At 62.1% G+C, this 20393-nt stretch carries 21 protein-coding genes; 5 read left to right on the top strand and 16 right to left on the bottom strand.

Features of this window, described 5'->3' with window-relative positions; all coding sequences use genetic code 11:
• On the bottom strand, nucleotides 1–612 hold the full coding sequence (locus tag RG540_RS22150; RefSeq protein WP_038592558.1) for a TetR/AcrR family transcriptional regulator C-terminal domain-containing protein: 612 nt from the start codon (nucleotides 610–612) through the stop codon (nucleotides 1–3).
• Between the two features lie 68 nt (nucleotides 613–680).
• Here RG540_RS22150 and RG540_RS22155 point away from each other — a divergent pair, with 68 nt between their 5' ends.
• Complete coding sequence (locus RG540_RS22155) at nucleotides 681–1952, top strand: FAD-dependent monooxygenase (RefSeq protein WP_038592561.1); 1272 nt, start codon at nucleotides 681–683, stop codon at nucleotides 1950–1952.
• Nucleotides 1953–2226: 274 nt separating this feature from the next.
• Here RG540_RS22155 and RG540_RS22160 read toward each other — a convergent pair whose 3' ends face one another.
• The 3 genes from RG540_RS22160 to RG540_RS32435 are packed head-to-tail and all read right to left on the bottom strand — an operon-like array spanning nucleotide 2227 to nucleotide 3748.
• Nucleotides 2227–2958: an SDR family oxidoreductase gene (locus tag RG540_RS22160; RefSeq protein ID WP_038592565.1), complete on the bottom strand. Its 732-nt coding sequence runs from the start codon at nucleotides 2956–2958 to the stop codon at nucleotides 2227–2229.
• 52 nt (nucleotides 2959–3010) lie between these two features.
• Nucleotides 3011–3463 carry a VOC family protein gene (locus RG540_RS22165; RefSeq protein ID WP_038594464.1) on the bottom strand — a complete coding sequence of 151 codons (453 nt, stop codon included), beginning with the start codon at nucleotides 3461–3463 and terminating at the stop codon, nucleotides 3011–3013.
• A gap of 42 nt (nucleotides 3464–3505) precedes the next feature.
• Nucleotides 3506–3748 (bottom strand): hypothetical protein, encoded by a 243-nt coding sequence (locus RG540_RS32435; protein WP_038592568.1) that lies wholly within the window; start codon nucleotides 3746–3748, stop codon nucleotides 3506–3508.
• A 142-nt stretch (nucleotides 3749–3890) separates the two neighbouring features.
• On the opposite strand from RG540_RS32435, the gene RG540_RS22175 reads away from it, so the two are divergent.
• The gene (locus RG540_RS22175; protein ID WP_038592571.1) at nucleotides 3891–4781 is read left to right on the top strand and encodes a transcriptional regulator GcvA; all 891 of its coding nucleotides are present in this window, start codon (nucleotides 3891–3893) and stop codon (nucleotides 4779–4781) included.
• Nucleotides 4782–4788: 7 nt separating this feature from the next.
• Here RG540_RS22175 and RG540_RS22180 read toward each other — a convergent pair whose 3' ends face one another.
• Nucleotides 4789–5703 carry a LysR family transcriptional regulator gene (locus RG540_RS22180; RefSeq protein WP_038594467.1) on the bottom strand — a complete coding sequence of 305 codons (915 nt, stop codon included), beginning with the start codon at nucleotides 5701–5703 and terminating at the stop codon, nucleotides 4789–4791.
• A 262-nt stretch (nucleotides 5704–5965) separates the two neighbouring features.
• Here RG540_RS22180 and RG540_RS22185 point away from each other — a divergent pair, with 262 nt between their 5' ends.
• Complete coding sequence (locus tag RG540_RS22185; RefSeq protein ID WP_038592574.1) at nucleotides 5966–6700, top strand: SDR family NAD(P)-dependent oxidoreductase; 735 nt, start codon at nucleotides 5966–5968, stop codon at nucleotides 6698–6700.
• 116 nt (nucleotides 6701–6816) lie between these two features.
• Entirely contained in the window at nucleotides 6817–7419 is a 603-nt protein-coding gene (locus RG540_RS22190; RefSeq protein WP_038592578.1) for an NADPH-dependent F420 reductase, read from the top strand.
• A gap of 463 nt (nucleotides 7420–7882) precedes the next feature.
• Here the strand turns inward: RG540_RS22190 and RG540_RS22195 are convergent, their stop codons facing one another.
• Both RG540_RS22195 and RG540_RS22200 read right to left on the bottom strand, forming a co-directional pair.
• Entirely contained in the window at nucleotides 7883–8755 is an 873-nt protein-coding gene (locus tag RG540_RS22195) for an NmrA family NAD(P)-binding protein (protein WP_038592580.1), read from the bottom strand.
• Between the two features lie 44 nt (nucleotides 8756–8799).
• Nucleotides 8800–9222 carry a DoxX family protein gene (locus tag RG540_RS22200; protein ID WP_038592583.1) on the bottom strand — a complete coding sequence of 141 codons (423 nt, stop codon included), beginning with the start codon at nucleotides 9220–9222 and terminating at the stop codon, nucleotides 8800–8802.
• Nucleotides 9223–9341: 119 nt separating this feature from the next.
• Here RG540_RS22200 and RG540_RS22205 point away from each other — a divergent pair, with 119 nt between their 5' ends.
• Nucleotides 9342–10247, top strand: a complete 906-nt coding sequence (locus RG540_RS22205; protein ID WP_038592586.1) for a LysR family transcriptional regulator — start codon at nucleotides 9342–9344, stop codon at nucleotides 10245–10247.
• Nucleotides 10248–10569: 322 nt separating this feature from the next.
• On the opposite strand, the gene guaA is transcribed toward RG540_RS22205, so the two are convergent.
• From guaA to RG540_RS22250, 9 genes are all read right to left on the bottom strand, one after another.
• Nucleotides 10570–12147, bottom strand: coding sequence for a glutamine-hydrolyzing GMP synthase (gene guaA / locus RG540_RS22210; protein WP_038592589.1), 1578 nt, complete (start codon nucleotides 12145–12147; stop codon nucleotides 10570–10572).
• Between the two features lie 61 nt (nucleotides 12148–12208).
• A complete protein-coding gene (locus RG540_RS22215; RefSeq protein WP_038592592.1) occupies nucleotides 12209–12862 on the bottom strand; it encodes a 5'-methylthioadenosine/S-adenosylhomocysteine nucleosidase in 654 nt (217 codons plus the stop codon).
• Nucleotides 12859–13308, bottom strand: coding sequence for a PaaI family thioesterase (locus RG540_RS22220; protein WP_038592602.1), 450 nt, complete (start codon nucleotides 13306–13308; stop codon nucleotides 12859–12861). Before RG540_RS22220 ends, RG540_RS22215 begins: the two co-directional genes overlap by 4 nt.
• Nucleotides 13309–13380: 72 nt before the next feature.
• The gene (locus RG540_RS22225) at nucleotides 13381–13833 is read right to left on the bottom strand and encodes a TspO/MBR family protein (RefSeq protein WP_038592605.1); all 453 of its coding nucleotides are present in this window, start codon (nucleotides 13831–13833) and stop codon (nucleotides 13381–13383) included.
• Nucleotides 13834–13870: 37 nt separating this feature from the next.
• A complete protein-coding gene (locus tag RG540_RS22230; RefSeq protein ID WP_038592608.1) occupies nucleotides 13871–14953 on the bottom strand; it encodes a DUF1513 domain-containing protein in 1083 nt (360 codons plus the stop codon).
• 4 nt (nucleotides 14954–14957) lie between these two features.
• Entirely contained in the window at nucleotides 14958–16061 is a 1104-nt protein-coding gene (locus RG540_RS22235) for an imelysin family protein (RefSeq protein ID WP_038592611.1), read from the bottom strand.
• Entirely contained in the window at nucleotides 16061–17599 is a 1539-nt protein-coding gene (locus RG540_RS22240) for a di-heme oxidoreductase family protein (RefSeq protein ID WP_051909573.1), read from the bottom strand. Before RG540_RS22240 ends, RG540_RS22235 begins: the two co-directional genes overlap by 1 nt.
• Before the next feature lie 51 nt (nucleotides 17600–17650).
• On the bottom strand, nucleotides 17651–18928 hold the full coding sequence (locus RG540_RS22245) for an imelysin family protein (protein WP_038592617.1): 1278 nt from the start codon (nucleotides 18926–18928) through the stop codon (nucleotides 17651–17653).
• 134 nt (nucleotides 18929–19062) lie between these two features.
• Nucleotides 19063–20352: an RsmB/NOP family class I SAM-dependent RNA methyltransferase gene (locus RG540_RS22250; protein ID WP_038592620.1), complete on the bottom strand. Its 1290-nt coding sequence runs from the start codon at nucleotides 20350–20352 to the stop codon at nucleotides 19063–19065.
• Nucleotides 20353–20393 lie beyond the last annotated feature (41 nt).

Consider the following 20393-nt stretch of genomic DNA (forward strand, 5'->3'; position numbering starts at 1 on the left):
TCAGATCAGCATCTGATGGTCGATGGTCGCCCTCGTTGATCGGCGCTCCACTCGTGCGGCGAGGCCATCAAGAATCAGCTTCAGCCCTTCTTCGAAAGCGGCTTCGTGATCTATCTGCGGAACCCCGATCAAATCGTCCGCAGTTGCGCCGAGACTGGCTTCGGCCTGTTCCTCGAGCACGCTTCCGACGGTGAAGCGGCTGGACGCGAGCATCGCCATCTGAGCGTCCCGCTCGGGCAAACCGGACGCGACCAGGAAGGCCATCTTGTGCGCGATCCGATCGATGTCCGCCGCACCGGGGGGGCTGCCCGCGTGGAGCTTTGCGCCGTCGCGGCGCATCAGCAGCGTTCGCCGGAAGCTGCGCGTGTTGTCGAGAAACCAATCACGCCAGTCATCGGATGGCATTGGAAGCGGAGCGGTCGCGTGGGGCGCCATCGCAGTCTCGGCCATGGCGGCGAGCAGTTCCTCCTTCTTGCGAAAATGCCAGTACAGCGACGGTTGCTCGACGCCGAGCCGCTTCGCGAGTTGTCTCGTGCTGACGCCCTCAAGACCAACCTCATCGAGCAGATCGAGCGCTTCGGCAATTACGGTTTCACGAGTTAGCTTAGCCATCTTGACAATCTATCGGCGATAGGGGAGTTTGTAAATCAGCCTATCACTGATAGATTCGAGTTGCGCACATGAAGATTGAGACTGAAAATCGCTCCCTCAAGATTCTTGTCTGCGGTGGAGGGATTGCGGGTCCGGCCTTGGCCTATTGGCTCACCCGAAGCGGCCATCAAGTCGTCGTAGTCGAGCGGTTCTCAAGCATCAGGGCCAGGGGTGCGCAGGTGGACCTGCGCGGGCAAGGCATCGAGGCCGCCAAGCGCATGGGGCTTATAGGCGCCATCCGCAGCAACCTTGTCGATGAGGCTGGCGTCTCGTTCGTCGACTCCCAGGGTCATGCCAAGGCGACGATTCTGGCCAACACATCCGGTCGCGGCGCGCAATCGCTCACATCCGAATACGAGATCATGCGCGGCGATGTCGTGCGCATTCTCCAGGACCTGACCAGGGACGTCGTAGAATACGTCTTCGGCAAGACCGTAGAGCGGTTCGAACAGGACGACGAGAAGGTTCTAGCTCACTTCTCCGACGGCACCTCTGACACCTTCGATCTGCTGGTCGGAGCCGATGGTCAGGGATCGCGCATTCGCCAGGGTATCCTGCCGCCGGATGCCGCCGACCCTTACCTGCGAATGGGCATCCACATGGCCTATTGGTTCATCCCACGCACACCGGCCGACGATGGCAACATCCGTAATACGTACCTCGCTCCTGGCGGCCGGATGATCATGCGACGGAGCCATAATCCGACGGAAACGCAAGTCTACTTCGTGCTCAGGGAAAGCTCCGAAGAAGCATCGGCCATTCATAGGGCACCATTGGACCAGCAAAAGCAGTTCTGGATAGAGCGGTTCCGGGACGCCGGCTGGCAGACCGATCGATTCATCCGCGGCATGACGACGACTCCCAACTTCTACTCTCAGGAAGTGGTGCAGGTCCGCACAGACACCTGGTACAAGGGTCGCGTGGTTCTCGTCGGCGATGCCGCGCATTGTGCATCCCCGTTCAGCGGCATGGGCGTATCCGGCAGCCTGGTCGGAGCTTATGTCTTGGCGGGTGAGATCAATCGCAATACGGGAGATCTCGCGCGAGCCTTCGCGCTCTACGACGAAACGCTACGGCCCTTCGTCAACGAAATCCAGAACGTAAACCCATCGCTTCTGCGCCTGGGAATGCCTAAGACGCGATTTGGGGTAAACGTCTTTCTTTCCATAATGGCCTTGGCCGCACTGCTCCGCATCCCGGACCTGGTCGCCAGATTTTCGTCGGAAGACAGGGACGGCGGCTGGCTTCTACCCGAATATACGGAGCTGCATCCGGCCCATCAAACTGCGCTACCGGGTTAGGTGAGAACTCGGGATGCAGGCCGTGATTGCGCCACACCGAAAGCAGTTTCCTTTCGAAGATCGAGTGCCTCCGGGCCTAGCGGTCGTTCACCTAAGCCAGTCGATGTAGTCAGGAACAGCCTGCTCGACGTCGAATATCGGCTTGGAGCCTCTGTCTTTCTGAAGCCGAGCAATGTCGAGAGAGTGGTCCGGGCGGTGATCGGGGTTCCGGCCAGCCGGAAGTACGATGCCTGCGCCGGGAATGGCTTTGCTGATGGCTCCTCCGCGGAAGCGATCAGATTAGGCTCTGGCCGCCGTCGATATGCAGCGTTTGGCCTGTCGTGAACTCGCTCTCCATGGCGTAGACATAGGCCAGCGCCACATCGGCTGGATTCGCGATCCGTCCTGCCGGGAGCCGCGTCGCCATGCTCTCGAAAAGGCTGGATTTATTCTCGCCGGCCAGTTCGGTGAACATGGGTGTATCGACCCAGCCCGGCGACACCACGTTGACCCTTGTCGGCGCCAGTTCCAGCGACAGCGCATGCGCGAAATAGCCGAACGACCCGGCGATGGCCGCCACGACCGATCCGCCGGGAACCGGCGGCTTGTCCTTGTTTATGCCCGACGTGAAGGTCATCGATCCACCCTTCTTCAAGGTGCGGACTGCGTGCTTGGCTACCAGGACCGCGCCCACCAGCTTGTTGTCGATGAAGCCGCGAACAACATTCAAGTCGGTGTCCCCGATGGGGTAGTCGGGCGGCGGCGTTCCTGCCGTCGAGACAAGATGATCGAGGCCGCCGATCCCTGCGAACAGGCGAGCGATCTCTGCCTCCTGGGTCATGTCGGCTGCGAAGGTGCTGACCTTGCCGACTGCCGCAAGCGCGCGTTCGGCTGCTTGCAGCTTCTCCTGCGACCGGCCGACGATCACCACCTCGGCGCCTTTGTCCAGAACTGCGGTCGCAACGCCGAGACCGATGCCGGAGCTGCCGCCGATGACGAGAATTCTCTTGCCCATAAGCGTCGCCATGGGTTCCTCCATATCTGAAGTGGTGCTGTGAAGTCGGGCGCGACGAGCGTCGCTAACCCTGGTAGGCGTGTTCGAGATCCGCGATGATGATCTTCTTCATCCTGTACATGGCCTGCATCACCCGTTCGGCCCTGTCCTTGTCCGCGTCGGCGATCATCTTCAGCAGGATGGCGGGTGTGACCTGCCAGAAAACGCCAAATTTGTCCGTCAGCCATCCGCAGGGCTGCTCCTTGCCGCCCTCGGCGATCAGAGCATCCCAGTAGTAGTCGGTTTCTTCCTGATCGCCTGTTTCGACAAGGAACGAGAACGCCTCATTGTACGGCACGCGCGAGTTGGCATTCAGCGCGGCGATCTGCAGGCCGCCGAGCTCGAACCGCACCACCGACAGTTCCGGGTTGGGCAGTTCGGTGCGTGCAAGGAGCCTGGAGTCCTTGAACACGGATCGATAGAACTCCATGGCCTCTTCTGCCTGGCCATTGAACCAGAGATGGGGGTAGATGTTCATGATCATTGTCCTTCGATGATGGCTGAGGAAGCGGTCGGCGGGCTATGGCTGCCGTAGGAGGACGGTTCCGTCCCAGTCACGTTCGAAGCCGATGTCTTCAAGGCTATGATCCGAAAAGCGGTCGAGACGCCGCATGTCGGTTCGATGCCGGATCACCAGAACCTGGCGCGTGGCCAGATCGCGGGCCGCACCGATCAAAGCGGCGATCACATCGATTGGCCGATGCCCGCGTTCGCCTGCTGCCGATCCATGAAAAATATCAAACGATGCGTGAGTAACACTCATGGCCTTAATCCATTTTCAATGGCGCTTCTCAGCTTGGTCGCCGTCGCCTTTGCGTTGTTGATGGGAAGGAGTTTGCTTCTTTCCCTGCTGGACGACAAACGACTAATAGTGCATGATTTGTGATCAGTGCTCACAGGTCATCATGCCAAGAAAGCTCCCCCCGTTGACCGCTCTGCCCGCCTTCGAGGCGGCGGCTCGCCATCTGAGTTTTACCAAGGCCGCAGAGGAACTCTTCGTGACCCACGGCGCCATCAGCCGGGCGATCAAGAACCTGGAACAGCAACTCGACGTAACGCTGTTCGATCGGGGGACGCGTTCGGTCCGGCTGACGGCGATCGGAGAGCCCTATGCGCGCGCGGTGCGCGAAGCGCTCGATCACCTGGCAGTGGCCACGGCCGTTGCAACGACGCGCCGCTCCGACACGACATTGACTGTGAGCACGTCGGGCGGCTTTGCGGGCAAATGGCTCGTGCCGCGCCTCTATCGCTTTCATCGGGCACACAGCGAGATCGACGTGCGTGTCTCGACAACAGGCACGCTGACCAATTTTTCAGGCGATGGGATCGATATCGCCATTCGTTATGGCGGAGGCGACTATTCAGGACTGACGAGCGAATTCCTGGCCGGCGAAGATGTGTCGCCGGTTTGCAGTCCACGACTCATGGCGGGCAAGCACCCGTTGCGGACAGCCGAGGATCTCAAATATCATACCCTTATTCGCGACGGCTATCCGATCGACTGGGCGGCCTGGCTTGAGAGCGCAGGCGTGACGGGCCTAGACCCAAACGGGGGGCTGACCTTCGATTCCTACACCTTCGCGATCGAGGCGGCGGTTCAGGGCGAAGGCGTCGCGCTTGGCCGGACCATGCTTGTGGAAGGCGACCTCGCCGCGGGGCGGCTGGTCCGCCCGTTCGAACATGCGTTGAAGGCCCAATCCAGTTTTTATCTCGTTTACCCTCCCGATGCGATCCGGCAGCGCAAGGTGAAGGCGTTTCGGGACTGGCTTTTTTCCGAGATGGGTGAAGACGGATAGCCTGTAACTAGTCCGGGCCGCACCGTTCTCGATCCGTCGCGGCTTGCCCCGCCAAAAGCGGAGCGTACGCGGCGAGCCTGCGGGATACGAACTCCGTGAAGAGCCGCACGCGCTTCGTCTTGCGTGTCTCCCCGTGTGTGAGAAGCCAAAGCGTTCCGTACATGTGCAGGTCGGTGCCCGGCACCCTCACCAGGCGGGGGTCGGCATCTCCGACGAAACATGGCAGTGTCGTGATCCCGAGCCCTTGCCGCACAGCAACGATCTGCGCCTCGGCGTCCGTGACCCTGAATGGTACCCCCGCGGTGCGAACCTCACCCGCGCTGGCCCAATCCGGAATTCCATGAATACTTATGACAATCCACCGGATGGGATCAGGTGCGCCCGCACCCCATGCGGCTAGCCGATCGCGGGACATGTAGACGCCGCCAAACAAATCCGGTCCCTTCAGGCCGTGAAGATTGACCGGCAGGGTTTTGCGGTCGTAGACGACGCGGATCGCCACGTCGGCCTCTCGGTTGGTCAGATTTGCCAGCTCGCCGGACGACAAGATGTCCATCTCGATGTCCGGATGCAGACGCGCGAAATCGGCGAAGTCCGGCATCAGCAGGTGTGTCGCGAGGGTGGGGGCCAGCGTCACCCGCAGAAGCCCGCGCACGCTCTGGTCGCGCCCGAAGACGCGCGTCTCCAGCTGGTGCGATGACGCTTCCATCTGGTTGGCGAGTTCGAGGACTTCCTCGCCCGCAGCCGTCAGGCGGTAGCCCGAAGGCAGCTTTTCGAACATCTGCGCCCCGAGGCGTTCCTCGAGCTGTGCGATGCGTCGCAGCACGGTCGAGTGATATACCCCGAGGCCCTCGGCGGCAGCCCGCACCGAGCCTCCGCGCGCCACGGCAAGAAAGTAGCGAATGTCATCCCAGTCGATCATGGTGCAATCCCGCACCGCGCGGTGCGCCTTCCCAAGCCCGTATCCAACGCGTCGTACAACAGTACGGGCGGTCATCATAGCTTATGTGGCCAAGTGCGGCCTGTTTTCAAACGGCGGACACCGATCGTTGAGGTTGGCGTCAGTCGTCCAGCCGGATTGATTTTGCACCACCGATGTGCGCGCTTTCGCACTCAACGTCTGACTCCAGCGGACCTATTTTGGGTGTCAGGGACGTCCCCCGAACGACCAAAGGATGCATGACATGAACAGACTGAATGGAAAGACCGCCGTGATCACTGGTGGCGCTACCGGCATTGGCCGCGCCGCAGCGAAGCGCTTCATCGAGGAAGGCGCCTTCGTCTTCATCTTCGGCCGCCGGCAGGAAGCGCTCGACGCCGCTGTGGCAGACCTTGGGCCCAATGCCCTGGCGGTGAAGGGCTCGGTCTCGAATGAGGCGGACCTCGACCGACTCTACGCGGCTGTGAAGGCCGAGCGCGGAACCCTCGACATCGTCTTCGCCAACGCCGGGGCGGGAAGCATGGCCAAGCTTGGCGAAATCACCGCCGAGCACATTGACGAAACCTTCGACACCAATGTGAAGGGTACGATCTTCACGGTCCAGAAGGCGCTGCCGCTGATGGGCCCGGGCGGCTCGATCATCCTGACCGGATCAAGCGCCGGCACCACGGGCGCCCCGGGATTCACTGCCTACAGCGCGAGCAAGGCGGCAGTACGCAATCTCGCGCGGACCTGGGCGGAGGACCTGAAGGGCACCGGCATCCGGGTAAACGTGCTGTCGCCCGGGGCGACCGCGACCGAACTCGCGAAGGAAGCGCTCGGCGAGGAGGGCCAGAAGGTCTTCGCCTCGATGACCCCGCTCCAGCGCATGGCCGATCCGTCAGAGATCGGAGCGGCGGCCGCCTTTCTCGCGTCGTCGGACAGCAGCTTCATGACCGCCAGCGAAGTCGCCGTCGACGGCGGCTTGGCACAGCTCTGACGCGCAACGCCCGGCCAAGCGCTCCATTCGATTATTCGGCGCGCCGTAGGGTTCGGCAGATAACCCAGCGCCGTTGAGGGTAGGGGGTCAATATCAACACGGATAGGAGAAGTATTATGAGCTATGCGATTGTAGGATTCGGTGCGGTAGGCCAAGCTCTCGCCCACGCCTTCGCCCGTAAAGACATCAAGGTGGCCGTCGCGAGCCGCCGGCCGCCGGAGGGGTTGGCGCCGCAGGCTCGGGCGATTGGACCCACGGTTGTCGCCAAGTCGCTGCGGGATGCACTCGAGGCCGACACAATCATCCTGGCGATCCCGTTCGGGGAGCATCGCGAGGTTGCGAAGGCCCTGCCCAGCTGGGAGGGCAAGACAGTCATCGACGCGACGAATGCGTTTGGAGTTCCCCCCGAGGAGCTGGACAGCCTCCCGTCCTCTGCCTTCGTCGCGAAGGCGTTCACCGGCGCCAAGCTCGTGAAAGGTTTCAATCACCTGGTTGCGGCCACCCTGGCTGCCGATCCGATCGTCGAGGGCGGGCACCGGGTCGTCTTTCTGTCGAGCGACGACGAGGACGCGATCGCTCCCGTGGCGGCCTTGGCCAAACAACTCGGGTTCGCACCCGTCAAACTGGGAAAGCTCAAAGACGGTGGCGCGCTGGTGCACGCACGCGGCCGCACTTGGGGCCAGCTCATCTTCCAGGATTTGTTCAAGAAGGAGCAGTAATCGATCTGTGACCGTGTGATCGACGCCGAGCACCGGTCGCGCGCCAACGTCCTCGGGCAGCGCGCGACCGAATATCTGAAGGCCACACGAAGGTTGGGATGGGCCTGACGGCGCGTGGACGCCGCTCGAGGCCAGTGTCATGTTGCCGGGTTCGCCAGCCCTTCCACCAGCGTGCCCAAGGCCGCATCCAAGGGAGCCGATCCGACCTTCTCGGGCACCAGGAGCCATCGATCACAAGCATGGTCATGCCATGGATGAGCCCCATCAAGCTGCTGCCTGACCTTCCATTGGTCGCTTACGAATGCTCTTTGCGGCCTGGCCGGACGCCGCGAATGGCACGCTGCGGAGGTCGTCGCTGAGTTTTTGAACTCCGTCTAACGAGAACCCGCCGAGCACCGGGCGACGTGCCACTAGCCTGAGTTCGTCACCGGAGTCGAACGTAGCCTCCGTTTAGCATCGCGGGTCACGCCGTCATGGCCTTCTGGGCCGCTGCGAAGACGTCGCGTGCGGACGTAGTCCCCGTTACGTGCTCCGTACCCTCGACGCCGAGGTCCATCCATCCCGCATTCACGGCCTCGTACATTTCTTCGGCGGGTCCGCTGTGGCCCTTCGGGATGCCGAATTGCTCTAACCCTTCCGCCCACCCTGCACGCGGGATTGCAAAGGCTTTCACGTCGAGATTCAGGACTTCGCCCAATTGCTCCGCCACTTCATCCGCAGTCACCATCGAACCAATCTCGACGATGCGCTGCCCTGACCATGCTGGCCCGGTCAAAAGGGTTGCGACCTCCGCGCCGATGTCGTTCGTCGCGACCATGGTCGATTTCCGGTTTGTCGGATTGTAGAAGACCGGTAGCGTTCCGCCCTGCGCGACCTGCAAGCCGAAAAGAAAATTTTCGAAGAATCCGCCTGCGCGCATAAATGCGATTGGCGATATCAGGTCGCGAAAACCTTGCTCCAGAAGCGACAAGGCCGTGATCACCCCGTGCCCGCTGGCCTTGTTCGCGCCCATCGACGAAAGCGCAACCACTCGCGGCGGCGCTGCCTTGGTGAGCGCCTCGAGATAATTTGCAATCACGCTCTTTGCTTCTTTATAATCGGGCGACGGTGCCCAGACAGGGGGCAACATGACAAACGCGCCTTCGACGCCTTTGAGCGCTCGCTCGATGGCTGCCGAATCATTCCAATCGCCGTCAACCAGTTCCACGCCCTGGTTCGCCCAGTTAACCGCCTTCTCGCGGTCGCGGACCAGCGCGCGCACCTTCTTGCCTTGCGCTAGCAAATGCCTTGCCGTCGCGCCGCCCACGTTTCCCGTGATTCCCATTACTAAAAACATGCGTTTCTCCTGATGTTGAGGGACAGAGCACTGCCCCAGTTGGTTCAATGGATGAGCGGTAGAATGGCCCGGATTCGGGGATCGCGCAGATAGAGGCCGCCCCAAGCCATCGCGCCCAGAAGCAGCGAAATGATTTCCGGCGGCGACCCCAACGCACCGATGCGGACATGGGCGCAGATGGCGCCTCCCAAAAAGCCCGTCACCAGGATCGCGCCGAGGACGGCGGTGGCCGGGATGGCGTAAAGGATGGCGCAGGCGAGGATGATCGGACCCACGACATGGGTCAGGTCCATCGTGAACCCGGCTTCCTGCAACATGCTCGCGATCTGTGCGGGCGCGAGAAGCTGAATAGTGCCGTCTGCCGCCAGAGCGATAACGACAATCGCGCTTAGTATCCGGCCGGCCCACAGGGCGCGATGCGGGTTCATAATTTCAGGCACCTGATGCTGATTCATAGTTTCGGACACCTGTCATTCTCCGATGGGGAATCCCAATATTCGGAAGTTACTGTGTCTCTCAGGTATGATAAACACCGATGAAATGAACTCACTGTTCTCTTTGATGTGAACAATGCCGAGGCACAAAAATGCAGAACCTCGAGCCCATCCTCATATTCATAACGGTCGCGGAAATGGGGAGCTTCACCCACGCAGCCGATAGCCTGGGCATTCAAAAGGGAAGGGCCTCGACGGCGGTCCGAAAACTGGAAGAAGATGTCGGTGTCCGGCTCCTGCACCGCACGACGCGCAGCGTGCAGTTGACGGAGGACGGACGCGCATTTCATGCCCGTGCCCGCGATCTGCTTGCTGAAGTCGATGACCTACATTCGATGTTTGCAGGCGACCGCGTGGCACTCCGCGGCCGTTTACGGGTCGATCTTCCGACCGAGGTGGCGCGCACAACGATCGTGCCGGCGCTGCCGGACTTCATGGCGGCTCACCCCGAGTTGGAGCTGGAGGTATCGAGTACGGATCGGCAAGTTGATCTGGTTCAGGAAGGGTTCGACTGTGTATTACGCCTCGGTCCCATCAGGGACGAAACGCTGGTTGCCCGCCCGCTTGGCCTGTTGCGCATGGTCAACGCTGCCAGTCCTGCTTATCTGGCGCGCTATGGCGTCCCTCAATCGCTAGAAGATCTCCAGCGTCAGAAACATCGGACAATTCATTTTTCGACGATGCTGGGTGCAAGACCCCATGGATGGGAATATCCTGACGGCGACAGCTACGCGACGCTTCAGTTGCCAGGTGCGCTGCACGTCAACAGCGCGCAAACCTACGACGCTGCTGCCCTCGCCGGCCTTGGCCTGATTCAGGCGCCACTCTTGGGGATTGGCCAATACTTCAGGAGTGGAGCGCTTGTGGAAATCATGCCCGATTTTCGTCGCCGGGCGCTTCCCGTGTCCCTCGTCGTAGCACACCGGAGCAATCTGTCGCGCCGAGTGCGCGCATTCATGAAATGGATCGAAGATGTGCTGACGCCGTATTTGGAATAGCGAGACGAACATCTTCGTCCGGCACTCGAAATCAACATTCTGAAGTCATGTCTGCCGGTTTGGGAACGGCTCACTTTGCCCGGGAGCGGCGAGGATGGGCGCAAACCAGACCCGCCGATTCGCACGCCATTCTACGCTATAGCTTTCCCACCCGTTGAAGGCACTCTAAATATTCCGAGGATTGCGTGCAGACTGGTTCTGCGAGCTACCCGAGAACGCGGACATAGAAGAGCCCCCGAGCCAGTGACGAAGGGATCGACAGTGCAGCAGCCCGGCAGCGAAATTCGTCGCCCAAACTACGCTGTCGCCGCCGGTTGCCCCCTCACTCCCACTCGATCGTGCCGGGCGGCTTGCTGGTCACGTCGTAGACGACGCGGTTGATGCCGCGGACTTCGTTGATGATGCGGGTTGCGGTGCGGCCGAGGAAGTTCATGTCGTAGGCATAAAAATCCGCGGTCATGCCGTCGACCGAGGTGACGGCGCGCAATGCGCAGACGAAGTCGTAGGTGCGGTAGTCGCCCATGACGCCGACCGTCTGCACCGGCAGCAGCACGGCAAATGCCTGCCAGATCGTATCGTAGAGGCCGGCCTTGCGGATTTCGTCGAGATAGATCGCATCGGCCTTGCGCAGGATATCGAGCTTTTCGCGGGTGACGCCGCCCGGGCAGCGGATGGCAAGGCCAGGACCCGGGAAGGGATGGCGGCCGATGAAGCTTTCCGGCAGGCCGAGTTCGCGGCCGAGCGCGCGCACTTCGTCCTTGAAGAGCTCGCGTAGCGGCTCGACCAGCTTCATGTTCATGCGTTCGGGAAGGCCGCCGACATTGTGGTGGCTCTTGATGGTCACCGAAGGCCCGCCCGAGAAGGAGACGCTTTCGATCACATCCGGATAGAGCGTGCCTTGGGCCAGAAATGCCGGAGAGCCCTTGCCATCGGAAGCGATCTTGGCGGCTTCCGCCTCGAACACCTCGATGAACAGCCGGCCGATCGTCTTGCGCTTCACTTCCGGATCGGAAACGCCGGCAAGCTGGGTGAGGAACAGGTCGGACGCGTCGACGTGCACGAGCGGAATGTTATAATTGTCGCGGAACATGCCAACGACCTGCTCGGTCTCGCCCTGACGCATCAGCCCGTGGTCGACATAGATGCAAGTCAGCTGGTCGCCGACCGCTTCGTGGATCAGGACAGCCGCAACCGAGGAATCGACGCCACCGGAGAGGCCACAGATCACCCGTTCCTTGCCGACCTGTTCACGGATCTTGCGGATCATTTCGGCGCGGTAGGCGGCCATGGTCCAATCGGACTTCAGCCCGACGATCTTGTGCGCGAAATTGGAGAGCAGCTTGGCGCCGTCGGGCGTATGCACCACTTCCGGGTGGAACATGGTGGTGTAATAGTGCCGGCTCTCGTCGGCGGCGATCGCGAAAGGCGCGTTCTCCGACGTCGCGATCACTTCGAAACCGTGCGGCAGCTGGGTGACGCGGTCGCCGTGGCTCATCCAGACCGGATAACGCCCGCCCATTTCCCAGAAACCGTCAAACAGCGGGCTCGCCTTCTTGATCTCGACGTCGGCGCGGCCGAATTCCGCCGCATGCCCGCCTTCGACGACACCGCCGAGCTGGGTGCAGAGCGTCTGCTGCCCATAACAGATGCCGAGGATCGGAACGCCGCTGTCGAATACCGACTGCGGAGCGCGCGGGCTGCCTTCGGTGGTCACCGATGCCGGGCCGCCGGAGAAGATCACGCCCTTGGGCTGGAGTTTCTCGAATGCTGCACTCGCGTGCTGGAAGGGGTGGATTTCGCAGTAGACGCCGGCTTCACGGATGCGACGCGCGATGAGCTGCGTCACCTGGCTACCGAAATCGATGATGAGAATGCTGTCGGGATGAGCTATCTGGGTCATGCCGAGCCTTTAAAGAAACTTCCCGTTTCTGGCAACGGGGAATGAGGCGAAAATCGTGCCTTCAAAGCGCGATGGCGCCATCCTCCAGCCCCTCGAACAGGCTGTCGACCGCATCCGCCAGCTTCCGGTCGATCACATGCAGGTATTCGGTCCAGTCGCCGACATGCTTCAGCTCTTCCTTGCCGTCGGAAATGCCGCGCAGACCGATCAGCGGAATCTCGAAAAGCTGGCAGCAGCGCAGCACCGCGAATGTCTCCATGTCGACCATGTCGGCATCGACGAGATCGTAGGCGGCACCGGAAACGATGTTGCCGCCGGTCGATAGCGAAGCTTCCCTGACGCCGGGGATGCGCAAGGGGAGCGGCATGATCGCCGGATGGTCGAGGAAGGGCGTGCGGCCCTTTTCAAACCCGAGCGGCGAGGCGTCCATGTCGCGATAGGCGACCGACGAGGCCTGGTAGATTTCCGTCTGCTCGAGATTGCGGGAACCGGCCGAGCCGAGCGAGACGACGAGATCGGGCAGATCGTCGGTCGCTTCGAGCCGGGTCAGGGCATGGGACAGCACCACGGCCGCCTCGACCGGGCCGACCCCCGTCATCAATGGCTTGATGCGGGACTGGAGCGCCGGGCCGTATTCAGCGTCGACTGCCATCACGAAGAGAATGGACTTGCCGCCGGTAAGGCTCGGCTCGCCGAGGGGAAGAGAAGAAGTCATCCGGTTACGTCCTCTCGGCCGCGGATCACCATCATGGTGCCGGTCATGGAAGCGATGAGTTTGGCGGGGCCGTCGCCGATCGCATAGGCGCGGCCATCGGCGACTATTATCGTCGAGCCCGGCTTGGTGATTTCGCCACGGAACAGAAAACGTTCGCCGCGGCCGGGCGACATCAGGTTCACCTTGAACTCGATGGTGAGGATCGAGGCGTCCGGTTCGATCACCGTATAGGCGGCATAACCGCAGGCGGCATCAAGCACTGCAGAAATCACGCCGGCATGCAGGAAACCGTGCTGCTGGGTAAGCTTGATGTCGAAAGGGAGCTCGATCTCGACTATCGCCTGTTCGACACGTGTCAGCTCTGCGCCGAGCATCCCCATCGCGCCCTGCCGGGCGAAGCTCTGGCGCACCCTCTCGCGGAAGTCGCCCGTATCTTTCCCGTTCATGTTCCCGCCCCTTTCGCAGTTGCGAAATTGGCATGACCGGCGATGTTCGGCAAGCCGTACGATGGAGCGTGCTTAATTCATGAGAACGATAGACAGGTTGAGGAGCGTCGCGAAGGCGACCCACAGGGCATAGGGCACGAAAAGCCACGCAGATTTGCGGTTTTCCCGCCAGCTTGCGCCGATGAATAGCAGGATGGAGATCAGCAGCGGCACGATGACGACGAGGCCGAGAACTGGGCTTTGCAGGCCGAAGAAAGCCGGCGACCACAGGAGGTTGAGCGCGGCTTGTATGGCAAAGAGAACGAGGCGGCGGCCGTTGTTCTCGTCATACCAGGTTTCGGAGAGCACGACCCCGATAAGGACATAGAGGACCGTCCAGACGGGAGCAAAAATCCAGCTTGGCGGATTGAAGAAGGGTTTGTTGAGCGACTGGTACCACTCGCCAGGCTGGTTACTTGCACCGCTCAAGGCGCCGAGTGCGACGCAGGCGACGATGAAGAGGATCATAACGGTCGTTTTGCTCATCCCGCCGCAATTAGGGCGCTCCGGCAGCCAGGAAAGGTCAGCCCAGCCGGACGATGTGCTGGTCCCAGGCGATCTTGCTGCGGGTTTCGTTGAACTGCCCGGCATAGGAAGAAACGGCGATGCCATGTACTGCGGGCGCGACGCCGGCAGCCTCTCGGATGGTCTCTTCCTTCACCACTGCCCCGGTTTTCGCGTCGAGGGTGACTGCGGCCCCGCCGACCGGCGAGGTGAGGCCGACGACGCCGTCACGGCGGTTAACGGCAATGGCACCGACATAATTGCCGAGCCGGGCGGTCGTTTCCTCCGGCAGCGAGATGAACGACAGGTCCTCGCCCTTGGAAAACCAGCCGGCGAGCGGTGGCAGGGCGTTGCGCGCACCTTCCCACTGACAGGCGAACCAGATGCGGCCGTTCTCCGCGATATCGAGATGGCGGGTGGAGAGCTGTTTCAACGAGGCGGGCAGGCGGTGCCGCTGGATGAGGGCGCCGGTCTTCGCATCGAGCAGAACCAGCGACGGTTCCATGCGATCGACATTGAGCTTGGTACGCCCGAAATCCGGATGGGTTTCGATGCCGCCATTGGCGATGACGAGCAGCTTGCCGTCGTCGGAGACGGTCATGTCATGCGTGCCGATGCCGTGCGCGTCGAACTCGGCGATGCGGCGGAATTTGTCCCGGGCGTCGTAGACGCCGATTATGCCGCGATTGCCGTCGAAATCGTTTTCGCTGGCATAGAGGAAGCGGCCGTCCGGCGAAAAATGGCCGTGCCCGTAGAAATGCCGGCCTTCCGGGGATGTGATCATCACCGGCTCAGTCTGCCCCGAAGGGTCGAATACCATGGCAAACGTGCCGGGGCGGCGGGCAAAAGCGACAGCGCGGCCGGTGGCGGCGCTATAGGCCATGCCATGGGCGCGGGCGGGAAGGGCAACGCGGTCGATGATCTCGCCGCGTTCGGAAACGGTGGCGACGCCGAAAGAGCCATCCGGCGCCTTGAAGCCGGAGGCATAGACCGCATCAGTGCGTTCGAGCGCCATCAGCGAGCGCGGCGCAAGGGCGGCGGTGAAGGTGATACCCGCCGCTTTCAGAAAGCCGCGCCGGTCGATGGCCTCCCCTCGCCACATGGCCTTAGTCGCCATCCGCAAACGAGAAGCCGGAACTGAGGCCGATCGCGCCGCCATAACCGTCGTTCAGCTTGGAGATCACGTCCTTTCCGTCCGCCAGTAGCGTATCGAGCTTCTTGCGCTCGGCGGCATTTTCGACCGCCTTTTCGAGATCTGGCGTGATCTTGGTAGAAAGCTTGATCATCGACTTCAGCTGCGCCTGGGTGGCGGCAACGATCGGGCGGTCCTTTTCCTTGAGAAGCGCGACCATGCCGGATTTTTCGAGCAGGGCCGAAAGGCCTTCCAGGTTGCCCTTGACGGTCGGCCAAGTGTTTTCCGAGCGCCAGAACAGCGCCTGTTTCGGGAATTTCGCCTTGTCAGCGCCCTTGTAGAAGGTCTCGATCCGCTGGTCGCGCACGGCTTCGGCGCCATGCACGAGGATACCGAGCAGCGCTGTGATCGCCTCGCCGCCGGTGCGGAAATTGAGATTGTCCGGGCCCGGCTGCTCCCAGGCCTTCTGGATGCCCTCGGGCGCGTCCCAGATATCGGAAAGTTCCTTGGCGACATTGGTGATATTGCCGGCGATGGCCGCGCCATAGCGGCAGCGGTAACTGTTCTTAGCCTTCAGAAGCTCGTCGGAACCGGTGCCAGCGAGCACATATTCGAGCGCGCCGAAACCCTGCATCGCAACGCTCTTGGTGCCGAGGGTGACGGGATCGGTCGCGGTTTCATCAGCCTTGGACAGCACGGATTGGACCTGCTTCAAGCCGGTGCTCTTGCGGTCGGGATAAAAAAGGATGCGCTCGAAGCGGTTCTGTTCGATGACGGGTCCGACACGAACCACCTCGATATGCGCCCAGCTGACCGCCGCGTCACGGAAGGCGCCTTTCGCGGTATCGTAGCTCGTCTTGGAGGGCGCCTCGCAGAGCGCCTTCATCGCCGTCGTCATCTTGCCCGCGGACTCGTAGAATGCGTCGTAGCCCGGCCGGATGAACCCGTCCACCGCAGCCGTCATCACCTTGGTGACGTCAGCCATCGGCAGATCCACCGAGGACGCGGGTTCACCTTCCTGCGCAAAGGCGGTGGCGGGAAGCAGCGAGACGAGTCCGGCAAAGAATATCTTGCGCATCAGAGCGACTCCAGGAATTTGAGGAGGGCAGAACGGTCTTGTCTTCCGAGCGCGGCGAAGGCATCGCGGGCCTTCTGCGCCTCGCCGCCGTGCCAGAGAACGGCTTCGGTGAGGTTTCTCGCCCGGCCGTCATGCAGGAAGAACGTGTGGGCATTGACGGTTTCGGTGAGGCCAATGCCCCAGAGCGGCTGGGTGCGCCATTCGCTGCCGGTGGCGACGCCAACCGGCTGGCCGTCGGCTAGGCCTTCGCCCATGTCGTGCAGCAGGAAGTCGGAATAGGGCCAGATCAGCTGGAAAGCCTGCGCCTTGTTGCTGGCATCGCGGTTGGTCACGAACTTCGGCGTGTGGCAGGCGGTGCAGCCGGCCTGGTAGAACAGCTCCTTCCCCTTCAGAACCGTCTTGTCGCCGATATCGCGGCGGGCCGGCACCGCAAGGTTTTCGGAATAGAAGGTAACCAGCGGCAGGACCGGATCAGGCGCCTCGACCGGCCCGAGCCGCTGCTGCACGCCAGTCGGCATGGCGAGGCATGCAGCCTCTGCCTTGGTGCAGTCGCCGTGGTCGAACGGATTGTCGGGCGTGGAGATACCGAGGTCGCCGGCAAAGGCGGACGAGCTCTGGTCACGGACCGAGGCATTCTGCGCCTTGAAGCCGAAGCGGCCGAGCTTCAGCTCGCCGGTCTTGTGGTCGCGCACCATGGCCGGCTTGCCGGAGATCCCGTCGCCGTCCTTGTCGCCCGGGTCGGCGAGGCCGAGAATGTCGGCGTCGTGGATCGCCTGGATCAGGCCCATGCCGATCATCGGCGGCGCGATACGTGGCGACAGCGTCACATCACCTTCCATCGCGCCGTAACCGAGGTCGGCGACCGAATAGCTCGGTTTGCGCAGGTGGACGATTTCGCCGTCACCGAGCTTCACCGGGATTTCCTGGTAGGAAATCTGCACCCGCCCTTCAGCGGCGAGGCCAGACACGGCGAGGTCCTGTAGCTGCTCGCCATAGATCGCGTCGGGGAAATTGAGTTTCCAGTAGTCGGAGACTGCCTCGCGTTCCTCGTCCGTGCGGGCCGGACGGGCGAGTCGGAAGAACATCGAGGTTGCGTCGGCTCCGCCTTCCGGGGGATGGCCGCGGCCGTCCTTCAGGTGGCAGCTCTGGCAGGCGCGCGCGTTGAAGAGCGGGCCGAGCCCGTCGGACGCCTGCGTCGAGGAGGGCGCCGAGACCCAGAGCTTGGTGAACAGCGCATTGCCGAGCTTGAACGTCCCTTCTTCCTCGAAGGTGATGTTGGCGGAGAAATGCGAGAAGGCGTCGCCATTGACATCGGCGCGGCTGGTCGCGGCCCCGCCGGACATGGTCTCGAACGGCTCGGGCTTGGAGAAATCCGTCGTCGGGCGCGTGACGCTCTCGACGCGTTTCTGGTCCTTCGGATTGAGATCCGTGCGGATGGTCGGGAAAAGAGCATCGCCACCGATCGCGATCAGCGGCGTGAGAAGAAGAGCGCCCGACAGTGCCGGCAACAGGAAGACGAAAGACTTGGGCGTTCTCATGGGAAATCGGGCCGCAGGCTGAAGGTCAGCCGCGGCCCGCCTTTTCATTGCTTATTTGAAGACGGCATCAGGATTATCGAGGCTGTCGGAACCTTCAAGCTCTACTTTGCCAAGCTTCAGCGACGCAATGACGCGCTCGACGCTCTTGCTCTGGTCGATCAGGCCGTCGATCGCCTTCTGGACGACCGCATTGCCCTCTTTATTGCCTTCGCCGATCATCTGGTCATAGGCCTCGACCTTCTTCGCCCGGTCGGCCATGGCGTTCATGGCGGTAAGCGTCGCGTCGAGCTTGCCGAGCATTTCGGTGTCGAGCGACTTGTCGGTCACCGCAACCAGTTCGGAGAGCGAAGGCCCGGTCATCTTGGTGCCGTCGACGCGGGTATATTCGCCCGTATAGGCCGACTTGATGCCGACCGCGTCGTTGAGATGCGAGTTGTAGGTGTTGTCGGAGAAGCAATCGTGCTCCTCTTCCGGATCGTGCAGCAGCAGGCCGAGCTTCATGCGTTCGCCGGCAAGCTCGCCGTAGGAGAGCGAACCCATGCCCGTGAGGATGGCGGTCAGACCCTTCTTGGAATTGGCCTCGACGTTCTTGGTCGCCTTGCCCTTCGGCCCCCAGGCAGTGACCATGTCCTTAAGGTCGGAGACGAGTAGCGCAGACGCAGCCTTCAGGTATTCGGCGCGGCGATCGCAATGGCCGTTGGTGCAATTGGCCTTGTCGTAGTCCGTATAGGGACGCTTGCCGGCGCCCGGTCCGGTGCCGTTCAGATCCTGGCCCCAGAGCAGGAACTCGATGACGTGGTAGCCGGTCGCGACGTTGGCCTCGATCTCGCCGGCCTCGTTCAGGCTGCGCAGCGTCTTGGCGTCGAACTTCGAAAGGTTGAGCGTCTTGCCGTTGACCTTGATCTTCGGGTTGGCAATGACATTGGCGGTGTAGAGCGCGTTCTCGTCGCTCTCGGTGCCGTAGGAGGCGTCGACATAGTCGATCAGGCCTTCATCGAGCGGCCAGGCATTCACCTTGCCTTCCCAATCATCGACGATCGGGTTGCCGAAACGGTAGACTTCCGTCTGCTGGTAGGGAGCGCGGGCGGCGATCCAGGCGTCCTTGGCAGCCTTCAGCGTTTCGTCGCTCGGCTTGGCGATCAGCGCGTTGACGGCCTTGTCGAGCGCTTGCGCTGTCGTCAGAGAATCTTCGTATTTCGCATGCGCCAGTTCGGCATAATGCTTGAGGACAGCTGCGGATGTGGTGGCGGCCTGCGCCTCTGTCACGACGAACGCCGCGGAGGCGGCGAAAAGCGCCAGGGCGGCGCCAAGAACGGTCTTGCGGATCATGTCCCTCTCCTTCACGGCCCGGATCTCTCCCCGGCCGTTAGAGGGTTCATCGCGCAATTGGAAACTGGTGTCAAACAATCTAGTTTAGAATAATTTGAAAGTAGAACTCGACTTTGTCTTCGCCCTTACCGCATTCAAGCTCTGCGTTGCATGCGGCAGAAAAAGAATCCGTCCGTATCGGTACTTGCAGGCGTCAGCGTCACTGTCAGCGCATCTTTTGAGCGAGGCTGCGGCGCGTCTTTTTCGAAGATGCTGTCCCAATGCTCTGCCGCGGGGACGATCGAAAATTCCGGGTTTTCGGCACAGAAGCGGGAAACCTGGGCGTCGTTCTCCTCCGGCAGGATCGAACAGGTGACATAGACGAGTGCGCCACCCGGCTTCACGAAGACGGCCGCCTCGGAAAGCGCTTCCTGCTGCTGGGCGATGCGCTCGTCGAGGTTCTTCGGGGTCAGTCGCCATTTGGTGTCCGGACGGCGGCGCCAGGTGCCGGTGCCGGTGCAGGGGGCATCGACCAGGACCGCATCGAGCTTGCCCTTCAGGCCGTTGAGCTGGCGCGCGTCGTCGTGCACCTGAACGTTGCGGGTGCCGGCGCGGCGCAGCCGCTCGATGATCGGCGCCAGCCGTTTGCGGTCGGCGTCATAGGCGTGGATCTGGCCCTTGTTGTGCATCGCGGCCGCCATGGCGAGCGTCTTGCCACCGCCGCCGGCGCAATAATCGAGGACCTGATGATGTTCGCCGGGCTGCACGAGTTCGGCAACGATCTGCGAGCCTTCGTCCTGAACTTCGAACCAGCCTTTCTGGAACGAAAGCTCGGCGGTGACGTTGGGCAGGCGGGAGGCTCCTTCGCCGGCGGCAATCCGGATGCCGTTGCGGGCGATGCGCGAAGCCTTTGCGTTCGAGCGTTCCAACGCCTTGACGACCTTCTCGCGAGACGCCTTCAGCGTGTTGGCGCGCAGATCGAGGGTCGGGCGGTCGGCCAGTGCCTTGGCCTCGATCAGCCAGTCCTCGCCGAAATTGGCTTCGAAGGACGGCTGGATCCAGTCTGGAATGTCGCCCTGAACATGCAGGGGCGCATCGTCGAGATTGCGGGAGGCAAGCGACGAAAGGTTCGCCTCGGTTAGAGCCGGCGGTGCAAAGCGGTCGTCCGTGAACTCGGCCTGGAGAGCGTCGGGCGTCAGGCCCCATTGCCGGATGAGGACCGCGTAGGCGAGTACCGCCGGGCTTTCGTCGTCCATGAGCCAGGCATGGGAGAGCCGCATGCGCAGTGCGTCGTAGACGATATTTCCGATCGCTGCCCGATCACCGGAACCGGCGAAACGATGGGCGAGGCCCCAGTCCTTGAGCGCGTCGGCGACAGGGCGTTTGCGCGTCTCGATGTCGGCCAGCACCTCTATGGCTCCGGCAATTCGTCCGCCCAATCGCATGTCAATCTCCGTGTCGGTCGCACCCGTATGGCACGGGTCGT

The sequence above is a fragment of the Neorhizobium galegae bv. orientalis str. HAMBI 540 genome (genome assembly GCF_000731315.1).
GTDB lineage: Bacteria > Pseudomonadota > Alphaproteobacteria > Rhizobiales > Rhizobiaceae > Neorhizobium > Neorhizobium galegae.

Excerpts from the sequence above, each read along its gene's own strand:
- RG540_RS22150 (WP_038592558.1), bottom strand. The coding sequence starts at position 612 with ATGGCTAAGCTAACTCGTGAAACCGTAATTGCCGAAGCGCTCGATCTG.
- RG540_RS22155 (WP_038592561.1), top strand. The coding sequence starts at position 681 with ATGAAGATTGAGACTGAAAATCGCTCCCTCAAGATTCTTGTCTGCGGT.
- RG540_RS22160 (WP_038592565.1), bottom strand. The coding sequence starts at position 2,958 with ATGGCGACGCTTATGGGCAAGAGAATTCTCGTCATCGGCGGCAGCTCC.
- RG540_RS22165 (WP_038594464.1), bottom strand. The coding sequence starts at position 3,463 with ATGAACATCTACCCCCATCTCTGGTTCAATGGCCAGGCAGAAGAGGCC.
- RG540_RS32435 (WP_038592568.1), bottom strand. The coding sequence starts at position 3,748 with ATGAGTGTTACTCACGCATCGTTTGATATTTTTCATGGATCGGCAGCA.
- RG540_RS22175 (WP_038592571.1), top strand. The coding sequence starts at position 3,891 with ATGCCAAGAAAGCTCCCCCCGTTGACCGCTCTGCCCGCCTTCGAGGCG.
- RG540_RS22180 (WP_038594467.1), bottom strand. The coding sequence starts at position 5,703 with ATGATCGACTGGGATGACATTCGCTACTTTCTTGCCGTGGCGCGCGGA.
- RG540_RS22185 (WP_038592574.1), top strand. The coding sequence starts at position 5,966 with ATGAACAGACTGAATGGAAAGACCGCCGTGATCACTGGTGGCGCTACC.
- RG540_RS22190 (WP_038592578.1), top strand. The coding sequence starts at position 6,817 with ATGAGCTATGCGATTGTAGGATTCGGTGCGGTAGGCCAAGCTCTCGCC.
- RG540_RS22195 (WP_038592580.1), bottom strand. The coding sequence starts at position 8,755 with ATGTTTTTAGTAATGGGAATCACGGGAAACGTGGGCGGCGCGACGGCA.
- RG540_RS22205 (WP_038592586.1), top strand. The coding sequence starts at position 9,342 with ATGCAGAACCTCGAGCCCATCCTCATATTCATAACGGTCGCGGAAATG.
- guaA (WP_038592589.1), bottom strand. The coding sequence starts at position 12,147 with ATGACCCAGATAGCTCATCCCGACAGCATTCTCATCATCGATTTCGGT.
- RG540_RS22215 (WP_038592592.1), bottom strand. The coding sequence starts at position 12,862 with ATGACTTCTTCTCTTCCCCTCGGCGAGCCGAGCCTTACCGGCGGCAAG.
- RG540_RS22220 (WP_038592602.1), bottom strand. The coding sequence starts at position 13,308 with ATGAACGGGAAAGATACGGGCGACTTCCGCGAGAGGGTGCGCCAGAGC.
- RG540_RS22225 (WP_038592605.1), bottom strand. The coding sequence starts at position 13,833 with ATGAGCAAAACGACCGTTATGATCCTCTTCATCGTCGCCTGCGTCGCA.
- RG540_RS22230 (WP_038592608.1), bottom strand. The coding sequence starts at position 14,953 with ATGTGGCGAGGGGAGGCCATCGACCGGCGCGGCTTTCTGAAAGCGGCG.
- RG540_RS22235 (WP_038592611.1), bottom strand. The coding sequence starts at position 16,061 with ATGCGCAAGATATTCTTTGCCGGACTCGTCTCGCTGCTTCCCGCCACC.
- RG540_RS22240 (WP_051909573.1), bottom strand. The coding sequence starts at position 17,599 with ATGAGAACGCCCAAGTCTTTCGTCTTCCTGTTGCCGGCACTGTCGGGC.
- RG540_RS22245 (WP_038592617.1), bottom strand. The coding sequence starts at position 18,928 with ATGATCCGCAAGACCGTTCTTGGCGCCGCCCTGGCGCTTTTCGCCGCC.
- RG540_RS22250 (WP_038592620.1), bottom strand. The coding sequence starts at position 20,352 with ATGCGATTGGGCGGACGAATTGCCGGAGCCATAGAGGTGCTGGCCGAC.